Below are 9,855 nucleotides of genomic sequence, written 5' to 3' on the forward strand. Positions count from 1 at the left end.
GGATCGGCGAACCCCGCGCCGACAAAGCGTTGCGCCGAAGCCTGGAACAGGGTGGTCTCCCCCACCACGTCGGTGAATTGCTTGGGAAAGCTCTTGCGCGAGAGCGGCCAGAGCCGGGTTCCGGAGCCGCCGCAGAGAAGGATGGGGGTGATCATGCGGGAAACCTCTTCTCAGATTTGCGTGGGCAGGGCGAAATAGACGCTCTTGCAAATGTCGTAGAACCTGTTGTCCCAGGCGGTGAAGTCCTCGAAGATTTGTTTCTGCGCCGGGGTAAGCCGCGCGAGCTCGGGGCCGATGTCGGTCTTGTCCGGCGCGGTGTTGAGGCGCGTGTCCTTGACGTCCGGGATGATCTTGCGTGCCTTCAGCCGGGCGAGGAAATCGTCGAAATGCTCGGTGAAGCCGTAGATGACGTCTTCGCCGAGGATGTTGTGCAGGGCGGTGCGGAGCAGCGCGGCCTCTTGGCCGAGGCTGTTTTCTTGCCGGCCTTGCCCGGCCAAGCGCCGGACTTGGCCGTTGTCCGCCTCTAGCCGGACAACCGGATTATTAATGGCATATTCGAGAAAGTCGCCGAAACTCATATTTCGCTGCGAGACCGGACCATGCAGCGGGTGATCGGTGATGCGCTGGACGTAGCGGAAATAACTCAGCAGCCGGTTTCCGGGCTCGCGCAGCACGGTGATATAGGCGCAGTCCTGCGGAAGGTAGCGGGCCACGCCATGCGAGAGATGGCCGAAGATGAAGCGCAGTTCGCTGCGTCGCTGCAGCTGCAGGTTGCTCAACTGCTGAATCGTGTTGTCGCCGACCGTCATGTGACTGCGGTGCGGAAAATTCGGGGCCAGGATGGCGGTCAGCGTGCTGCCGGCCGACTTCGGGACATGCAGGTGAATGAGGGTCCTGGCCTTCTCGGGAGTGGTGGTGCCGGTCGCGGTAGTTGCCGGGGCCCAGCCGTTCCTCCTAAAGAACTCCGGGGCGTTCAGGAAGACCTGACGCAGTTTGTCGTAACCATGGCCGCGCTGCTCCATGCGGTCCAGTTCGGACTCGCTCGGCCAGCGCCCGAGGAAGAGCTTGTAGGCCAGCCTGATCTCTTCGCGGCTCACCTGCGGCTTATCGGTTTCGGTCATGATCCATATGCCTCTTTTGCCTGCCTTTTGAGCGGGTATGCCTGTCTTTAGGATGGGGAGGGCAAATCACGCTGCCCAGCAAGGAGGGTACCTACGCGGGCGCGCGCCGTTCAGGCGCGCGCGTCTAGCTCGGCTAAGATCTCGCGCAGCCGGCCGCCGTAGAGTTTGGCAATCGCGGGGGCCGAGAAACTCTCCCGGATGTGGGCATAGGCGGCCTCGGCCTTGGCGAGGCGGGTGGTCTCGTCGTCGTAGGCGGCGCGCATCTGGCGTGCGGCCTCCTCGACCGAGGGCTCGGCCCAGACCGCGCCCGGCCGCACGAAGATGTAATCGCCTTGCTTCAGCGTGACTTCCTCGTAGCCCACCATCCAGGCGGTCTCGTCCGAGCAGAAGTCCATGTTTCCGGAATAGGCGGTACAGACCACAGGCACCTTCAGCGCCATGGCCTCGATCATCCCGAACCCCCAGCCCTCGGACTTGTGCAGCGAGATGTAGCAGTCAGAGCCCGCCTTGAGCTGCAGCAGGTCGCGATAGCTCAGCGTCTCGTTCATCACCACGATGCGCGGGTCGCTCGCCATGAGCGCGTCTACACGGTCCCAGAGGTTCACTTGGACCGGGTCGAAGATGCTGTCTCGGTTCTGCGTCTTCACCACCAGCCGCGCATTGGGCACGCCTTCGAATGCCTTTTGGAAGGCTTCCAGCACTGCCACCGGGTTCTTGCGCTGCACGAAGGAGAAGCTGTCGAAGGCCACGAGGCAGACGTAATGGCTTTCGTCGAAGCGGAAGCGGCGGTTGACGAAGGCGCGGGCCGCCTCGCGGGTGATGTCGGGATGCTCCTCGTAGCACATGCCGACGTTGACCACCGGCTTGCCCTTGGCGTCCTGCTTGTAGATCTGCACGCCGTACTCGGTGGAGACCCAGATCTCGTCGAGCAGCTCCATGCCGAGGTAGTGGCAGTAGGCGGGCTTGTCGAGTTCCCAGTAGAAGTAGCCAATGTTGTAGGCCCCCGAGAAGACGTCGGGCTGATAGGCAAAGGCCAGCGGAGTAGATTCCGCGTTAAGGTGGATGAGATTGATCTTTGCGGGCCCGTAATCCTCGATCAGCGTCTCGGAGCTGAAGCCTTCGGGCGCCGGGTTGTCGAGGTCGAAGTCGACGCCACGCACGTCGAGTCCGGTTTCGCGCAGGATCGCAGCCGAGAGCCGGGTGGCCTGGCCGAGGCCCGAGGCCTTGGCGAGCGGCCCGATCAGCTGCACCTCGACCTCCGGGCGATCCGGCTCGGGGATCGGCATCGCGGCGGCTTCGAAGCGGTTGCCCTCGCGGTCGCGGGTCAGGAAGGAATAGCTGTCGAGATCGAAGAATTTGCGGCGTAGCGCCGCGGCATAGCGCGCGCGGGGCAGGGCAATATGCGTGTGGGGCCCAGTGGGCTCGTCGGCACCGGGCTCGGGCAGGGCGGCCAGCTCATTCACAAAGATCTCGAAGTCCGAGGCGCCGTTTTCGTTTTCGGGATTTTCTCCCAGCAGCTTCGCGGTCTGACCGCGCGGCACGTAGCGCAGCAGGTCGGGGCGCTGCGCCGCGTGTAGCAGGATCGCCAGCATCAGCGTCTTGCGGCCCTCGGCGGTGCCCGGGGCTAGGAACTGCAGCTTGGGGCTGTCGAGGAAGTAGCGCTCGGAGAAATAGCTTAGGGGGAAGGTATCGAGCCGCCGCGAGGGGTGCACGCCGCGCAGCGCGTCAGCGAAGCGGTCGGGCACGAGGCAATCTTCGAAGTAGAGATGCGGCGCGTCCTGGTGGGCCCACCAGAACAGCGTGTCGAGGTAGCTGTCGCGGTCGTTGAGGTTGAGCTCTCCCAGCAGGTCGGGCCGGGCCGCGAGGCGCCACCACATGATCCGGCTCAGGGTGTGGCTCTGCCCGCCCATGACCTGCGGCGCATTCAGGTAGTCAATCTGCTCCGCCGCGAGCGGGGTGCGGTGCTTTTCCTGGCCGGGGTAGGCGGTGAGATACCAGTAGAGGAAGCGGTCGGCGTTCTCGAGTCCCTTTTCCACCGGGAATTTCTCGTCCATCCGATAGCGGAAGCGGACATAGTCGAGATAGGCCGGTTGACCGCTCTCGGGGATCTCGGGGATCAGACGATCGGTGCCGAACATGATGCCGTGCCGGCTGAAAGGGGGCTGCACGACAGGTGCCAGCGGGCCCTCGGGAACCGGTGTCGCCTCGAGCAGTTCGAGCATGGCCGCCAACTCGCGCTTCAGCGCGAAGCGGCAGCGGGTCATCGTGTCGGCGCCGACGCCGGGATTGGTGCCATCGCCTGCCAATTTCACCTGCCCCAGCTCGACGCGCTGCGCGCCTTCGGTGCGGATGCTGACCACGCCGCCAAGCTGCTCGACCTTTTGGTAGAGCGCGTCCGACACGCCGAAACGGAAGCCGCAGGCGACCTCGCCGCCGGGTGCCGCCCCCACGTCCTCGCGCAGCGAACCCGCCACGCCAGCGTCGAGCAGGGTGCCGCCGGCGTAGAGCCCCACCGGCACCCGGCCCTTCTTGGTCTCGTTGTGGATGACCCAGCCGCGGATCACCCCCTCTTCAGAAAGGCCGTCCACATGGCCCCGGAAGGGGCCATGGAACTGGTGACTGTTGCCAGAAGCCTGGCCTTTCAGCAGACGGCGTGCCGCGGAGCGCAGCTTGGACTGCAGGGGGAAGTTGGAGAGGCTCATGGCTGTCTTCCGTCTGCTGTGGAAGGCGGTCAGGCGAGCGCGTCGTAGTCGGATTTGGCCATCATGCTGGCCAGTCCGCGCACGTCGACCGAAGCCTGCCAGCCGAGCTTCTCGCGCGCCTTAGAGGCATCGCCGATCAGCAGCTCGACCTCGGCAGGTCGGTAGAACTTGGGGTTCACCTTCATCACCAGCTTGCCGGTCTTGCGGTCGGTCGCGGTCTCGTTCTCGGCTTCGCCCTCCCAGGCCAGATCCATACCGAGTTCCTCAGCAGCGAAGGTGAAGAAGTCGCGGATCGTGGTGGTCACCCCGGTGGCCAGCACGTAGTCGTCGGCTTCGTCCTGCTGCAACATGCGCCACATGCCCTCGACGTAGTCGCCAGCAAAGCCCCAGTCGCGCTTGGCATCCATGTTGCCGAGCTCGATTGCGGCGTCACCGCCGCGGGCCAGCGCCGCGAGGCCGAGCGTGATCTTGCGGGTGACGAATTCCTTGCCGCGCAGCGGGCTCTCGTGGTTGAACAGGATCCCCGAGCTGGCGTGCAGGCCGAAGCTCTCGCGGTAGTTCATCGTGATGTAATGGCCGTAGACCTTGGCCACGCCGTAGGGCGAGCGCGGGTAGAGGCGGGTGGTCTCTTTCTGCGGCACCTCCTGCACGAGGCCAAACATCTCGGAGGTCGAGGCTTGGTAGAAGCGCGTCTCGGGGCGCAGAGTGCGCAGCGTGTCGAGGATCTTGACCACCGCCATGCCGTCGACATCGGCGGTATAGACCGGCAGCTCCCAAGAGGCGCCGACAAAGCTCTGCGCCGCGAGGTTGTAGAACTCGTCCATCTCGATCTTTTGGATGGTGCGGAAGATGTTGTTCTGCTCGGTCAGGTCGAACTCGTGCAACTCCACCTTGTCGGCGATCCCCAGCAGTTCCAGGCGGGTGGTCTCGGGCTGCGAAATGCGCCGCACACCGCCGTGGACCTGATAGCCCTTATCGAGCAGAAGCTTCGCGAGATAGGCGCCGTCCTGCCCGGTGATGCCGGTGATGAATGCTGTCTTCATGAAGTAATCTCGTCTCTCAAGGCACTGTTCACCGGATGTCTAGGACGTTCCCCAACACAACACAACATATGGCCGGCTTTCACCGGCCAGTGCCAAGATTGTTGATGTTCTCTGTGTCGGTTCGGCAAGGCCGCAAGCCCTGCGGCAGGTTCTTAGGAGGCGAGATTGAGAGGGTTTCGGCTCCTGCGGAGCGGGTGAGTTGGCGCTTTGGTGAGGGGCGAACATCTACTGCTACTGGCGGGAGAACCGGGAGCCGCGCGTACCCCGATGGGGGCTCAGGGCGCAGGAGCGGCTTTGAACCCCCCAGGGATATCGAGGCACGCGATCCGTGGGCTGTTGTTTGACAATGCTGCGCATTCAGGCCTAACTCAATGGAAAATCGCAGTTAATACCTGGAGTGCATATCAGTATGCTGATTTATTCGGATGAATATGTAGATGTGATATGCAACGATTACGTATCTGATTTGGTGGTTGTCGCCTTTGGTCCGTTGGGGCAGAATCTGAAGGGAGATAGCTTTTGGGGACGAGGGCTTTTTGACAAGCTTAAACTCACCGGAATAGGAGTTCGCTCGAAACGTTCCATTTGGTATCAGTTCCCTAGCTGGCCTAAAGCTGCGAAGGCGATTCGGGATTACTGCCAGGGACGCAAGGTGATAACCTATGGCACTTCAATGGGCGGATATGCGGCTCTCAAGAACAGCGCGTCTCTGGAAGCAGATGTGGCTCTCGCATTCTCGCCGCAATTCTCCATAGACCGGGCCGTTATGGGGGGCGTTAACCCCACCTTGCATAAATATTTCGATCCGGAGCTTCACGCAGATATGGAGATACGCTCTGACGATGTCTCTGGCCGCGCCTTCGTCATTTATGACAGATATACACAAGATGATGACGTGAATGCGAAGATGATCGAAGCGGCTGTGCCCGGTGTTGTCCGCATCAGCGTGCCGTTCCTCGGGCATGAGGCGATCAGGGCTTTCACGGATTCATTATTTTGGCACAATTTCTTGTCTGCGGCCGCAAGAGGCGACGTGGAGGAGATGACCAGACTTCTGGCCGAGGCGAGACGCAAGGCGCCGCGGCGGAGCCTCATGTTGGCCGAGAGGGCATATCGGCGTCGACCGGAGAAGGCTTTGGATGTGTTCGCAAATTCCATGACGCAGCTTACAAAATTCGAGTGCGCATGGTTCTATAACCGTCTGAGTGTGTATGCCTACAAGGCGAAGGATATGCGAGCAGCAGTGAATTATGCGTACTTGTGGGAGGAGTGCGTGCCAGGAGGAGAAGAGTTGGCAGCCTGGAAGTTGAAGCTGGGATTGTCTTGATATATGTCGAGCGCTTCCATGCGTGACTGATTTTTCATAATCTTAGTTGGCTTTCATTTTGTGCGCCCGTTCTTCTTCTCGATTTCATAGTGAAGGCAGGCTCCAAAATATAATGAGTATTAATTCCTGCATGCCGTCATTTGGCCCTGATTGTACTCAGGAATATCCCCAGTGGACGCGGGTCTTCGTTTATCCCTAGTTCGGCAGGCGATTGCGCATTATAAGTACGAAGGCCGATTGAAAGGCTTTGGCTCTCGCGCCAGATATCTTTCAGGTTGATCGTGAAAGACCGAGAGTTCTTCTGTGCCAGGATGTTTTCGATGAGAGGCGCTCCGTTCACTTCGATGCTGACGCTCATCGGGGGGTGGCCGTTCTCGGCATTGGGAAGCGTGCCAAACTCGAAGGTCAGAAACCTGACCCCATCGTTGAGATAGCCGGGCAAAACGATTTTCGAATAGTCTCCCAATGCCCACACGCCGGTCGGGTCCGGGGAGGACCAACCCGTGGTGAGCATAAGTTTGCAGCTCTCGGCGTTGGAGAACATGATCGGAAATGCAGGTTTCGCTGCGAGTGGTGCGAGCGATAGAAGCTGAAGGCCCAGCAGGCGGTCATCCGTCGACCTGCCGAGCTTTGCCGGGCTGTCGAGCTTGTTAACATGAAGGTTGAGAGGAGTCTGACGTGCTCCGGGCTGGTGTGCGGGGCTCTCGATGACGATGAAATGTGCTTGGCCGGAGGTGACCACATGTTCAACCTCCTTTCGCCCGGGGCTCTTGACTTTCAATGTCTTAGGAGCCTCTTCGGAGGCGTTGTACAGACAATACTCGAGAGCAAAGAGTGAGCCAGGCGGAAGGTGCGACTCGAAGAAGATCGTGCTGTCTTCTTCGCAGGACCATCCGATCGGGATGTCTTGGTGCCAGCATTCTCCCAGAAAAACACCGTCACACAGGGCGGTATGCTTGAGCGGGGCGTCGAAGATGCTTTTGACGGAGACAGTCATTGTTACGCCCCTTTTGGCTTGAGAAAGATGTCCGAAACACCGATGCCCGCGATCTGGTGAGTCACTCCGAGATCAACTTCCTTCGGCGACAGCAACGAATTGCTTTCCAGCGTGAGCACAGCGGGGGAGGATTTTGTCAGCAGCTTGCGGGGCACGTCGAAGGTTATGCGGCTCTGCCCGTCGTGCCGTGTGTGGGCGCGGGCAACCTCCTCTCCGTTCCACAGAACGCGGAGGGAGAGCGGGTACTTCGGTGACGCGGCTGGGCGGTAGCTGACTGAAACCTCCTGCGTCGGGGCGGACGGCAGAATCGGAACGAGGAGATCGACCCCTCCCTTGGTCGAGCCGGCGCCCCATGCCGGGGAATAGTCGAGATGTGGAGCGCTGACTTTTCGGTGGGTTTCCCTGCGCATGTCTATGTGAGCCGCTTCTGTACCTTCGAACCAGTGTGCACTGTTGGTAAGGCTCTGGAGTGGGTTGGAAAACTCGGCATCAAGGAGCGCAAGCGAGATGAGTCCGAGACCGCATGCGCGCTGCGGCTCCTTGGCGGGGCTTTCGGCCGACATTGGGAAATCGACATCAACTTGGAGCATGCCTTTTTCGTCGATGTCAGCGGCCAACACCTTGAGAAGGAGTTCCCGTGGGAAGTTCTCTGCATTGACCGTCGAGGCGAACTTGAGCTTGCCGCCCACCCAGATTTTCAGGGGCTTTGCCTCACCGTCTTGGAAGTAACTTTGTTGCTTGATGAGCAGGCTTAGTTCCTCTTGCTGCGGACGAAGAGCCTGTGCCGCATTGATCCGCAGGCTCGCCCGCCTAGCGCTCGTCCATCGGCCCCAGCCTTCCGCAGGATGCCATCCGCACTGGAAGCTCAAGGTCAGCGGAGCGGACTGATTGCTTGCGCTCGCGACCTCTCCCGCATAGAGCGCCCTGCACTGGCGCAAGGCTCTGGGAGCCTTGACGAGTTCCAGGATCTGGTGCGCCGTCGTCTTCCACGGTACGGCGGTGTAGCCCTCGCGGATCGCTGCCTCCTTCGCTTCCCGGGCGGCGCGGCTCGACGCAAAGAACGAGATCTTCTGATGCCAGACCGCGAAGTCCTCGGGGTCGATGTGCTCGACGACCTGGGGTGCGATTTCCGTCACCGAACTGCTGGACGTGGCGAGGCAGAGTTTTCCATGCACGAGGCTCTCAGCGACCGGTAGCCCCCATCCCTCGTAGTGGGAGGGGAAGGCGGTGAAGAGGCAGTTTTCGTAAAACCATCCAAGATCATCGTCCTCGATGCCGCTGAGAATGTGGATGTTACCGGCGACACGGGAATCGGAAGAAATCTGCGAGGAGAGAACTTGGCCATTCCAGGCCACGCCGCCGATGATGACGAGATGAAGGTCTGAATGGATCCCTTCATCCGCAAATCTCGCCCACACTCTGTAGAGCATCTCGTAGTTCTTGCGGGCGTGAATGGCGCCAACGCTGAGAACGAATTTCTTGCCCTCGAAGCTCTGCCGTATCGCTCGGGGGAGCTCTTCTGCGGAGATGCCATGATCAGCAATAAGCTTCGGATCTCCGAGGCGGATTGGCGTGATGCTCGGGACAGGGAGAGATTCCGCGTTCAGCACGGTTCTGACATCTGCGGCGCAGCTTTCGGAATCTGTCAGAATGTGATCGCTGAACGATGCGAGCCTGAAGAAATTGTCCCGGAAGACCGGTGCATAGTGCTTGTCGAACCAAAAGGGGAATTTGAATGGAACCAGATCGTAGATGATTGAATAAAGGCTGCAGTTGCAGCGGGATTTCAGGTCTTCAAGACCGCGGACGTAGCGGCTGTTTTGCATCCACGCGCTGCCGGGCACGACGACCGTACAGTCCTCTGGCAAGATTACGGCTTCGATGTCGGAACTTTGAGAGATGTGCTTGCAAAATTTCGCGGCATGGCCGAACCGCGCGTAGCGGGAGGGAACCTCGATGAATTTCTGGAGGCTGTCGTTCCAGCAGATGAAAGCGAGATCTTCTCCGAGGGCTTCGAATTCCTCTGCGAGTTTCGATTCGACGCGGCTGATCCCGGTAATGCGCCCTTGATGATGCGCAAGCGTCGTGATGTCGAAGACGAGTTTGGGCGCGACCCGGTGCGCGTCCGTGGCGACAGGGGGCTGCGCCCGCGGTGGGGCTTTCTGCGCCGTAGCGTAGGCTCTGGCCGTGTCGAGCGCATAACGCTCCCAGCTGTTGTGCTCGACGACGAGGTCGCGGAGACGTCGCTTCCTGTCATTTTGCGGCCGACTGGTGAGAGTGCTCACGATCGCGGCCCGGATGCTGTCGGGGTCGCCGGGATCGCAGTACTTGGCGAGATCCCCGAAATACTCGGTCTCGGAGGAGCGGTTGCTGAGAATGAGTGTTGCCCCTGACGCGGCGGCTTCCAGCGCGGCTAGAGAGGCGCCTTCGGACCAACTGGGCAGCGCGAATGCACGCGCCCCGCTCAGCGCGGATCTGAGCAGGTCGCTGCCGGGTTCCATCCTGCCCGCCATGATCAGCTTGTTGCCCCCCTCACGCCGGACCTTTTCAGCGTATTCCGGATCTCCGGCATGGCCAATCAGCACCAGCGTCACAGGCAGATCGCGAATCGCGCGTGCAAGGAGCAACTGGTTCTTCCGGGGCTCGATGCGGCCGACGCAGACGA

Annotated in this window: 7 protein-coding genes; 1 reads left to right on the forward strand and 6 read right to left on the reverse strand. The window is 60.9% G+C overall.

The window, feature by feature from the left end:
• The 4 genes from ACN0Q0_RS16490 to gmd all read right to left on the reverse strand — a co-directional run.
• Positions 1 to 155: sugar phosphate nucleotidyltransferase (locus tag ACN0Q0_RS16490; RefSeq protein WP_417244386.1), on the reverse strand; the 155-nt coding region annotated here is incomplete at its 3' end.
• Between the two features lie 15 nt (positions 156 to 170).
• On the reverse strand, positions 171 to 1,121 hold the full coding sequence (locus ACN0Q0_RS16495) for a sulfotransferase family 2 domain-containing protein (protein ID WP_417244383.1): 951 nt from the start codon (positions 1,119 to 1,121) through the stop codon (positions 171 to 173).
• A 110-nt stretch (positions 1,122 to 1,231) separates the two neighbouring features.
• A complete protein-coding gene (locus ACN0Q0_RS16500) occupies positions 1,232 to 3,823 on the reverse strand; it encodes a glycosyltransferase (RefSeq protein WP_417244384.1) in 2,592 nt (863 codons plus the stop codon).
• Positions 3,824 to 3,852: 29 nt separating this feature from the next.
• Positions 3,853 to 4,866: a GDP-mannose 4,6-dehydratase gene (gmd, locus tag ACN0Q0_RS16505; RefSeq protein ID WP_343505033.1), complete on the reverse strand. Its 1,014-nt coding sequence runs from the start codon at positions 4,864 to 4,866 to the stop codon at positions 3,853 to 3,855.
• 409 nt (positions 4,867 to 5,275) lie between these two features.
• Here gmd and ACN0Q0_RS16510 point away from each other — a divergent pair, with 409 nt between their 5' ends.
• On the forward strand, positions 5,276 to 6,193 hold the full coding sequence (locus tag ACN0Q0_RS16510) for a hypothetical protein (protein WP_343505034.1): 918 nt from the start codon (positions 5,276 to 5,278) through the stop codon (positions 6,191 to 6,193).
• Positions 6,194 to 6,329: 136 nt separating this feature from the next.
• On the opposite strand, the gene ACN0Q0_RS16515 is transcribed toward ACN0Q0_RS16510, so the two are convergent.
• Positions 6,330 to 7,190 carry a hypothetical protein gene (locus ACN0Q0_RS16515; protein ID WP_343505035.1) on the reverse strand — a complete coding sequence of 287 codons (861 nt, stop codon included), beginning with the start codon at positions 7,188 to 7,190 and terminating at the stop codon, positions 6,330 to 6,332.
• Positions 7,191 to 7,192: 2 nt separating this feature from the next.
• Positions 7,193 to 9,855, reverse strand: a 2,663-nt coding sequence (locus ACN0Q0_RS16520) for a glycosyltransferase (RefSeq protein WP_417244385.1), incomplete at its 5' end; no start/stop codon positions are given.

It is taken from the genome of Celeribacter sp. (genome assembly GCF_048259695.1).
GTDB lineage: Bacteria > Pseudomonadota > Alphaproteobacteria > Rhodobacterales > Rhodobacteraceae > Celeribacter.

Coding starts and splice junctions, on each gene's coding strand:
- ACN0Q0_RS16510 (WP_343505034.1), top strand. CDS start 5,276: ATGCTGATTTATTCGGATGAATATGTAGATGTGATATGCAACGATTAC.
- ACN0Q0_RS16500 (WP_417244384.1), bottom strand. CDS start 3,823: ATGAGCCTCTCCAACTTCCCCCTGCAGTCCAAGCTGCGCTCCGCGGCA.
- ACN0Q0_RS16515 (WP_343505035.1), bottom strand. CDS start 7,190: ATGACTGTCTCCGTCAAAAGCATCTTCGACGCCCCGCTCAAGCATACC.
- ACN0Q0_RS16495 (WP_417244383.1), bottom strand. CDS start 1,121: ATGACCGAAACCGATAAGCCGCAGGTGAGCCGCGAAGAGATCAGGCTG.
- gmd (WP_343505033.1), bottom strand. CDS start 4,866: ATGAAGACAGCATTCATCACCGGCATCACCGGGCAGGACGGCGCCTAT.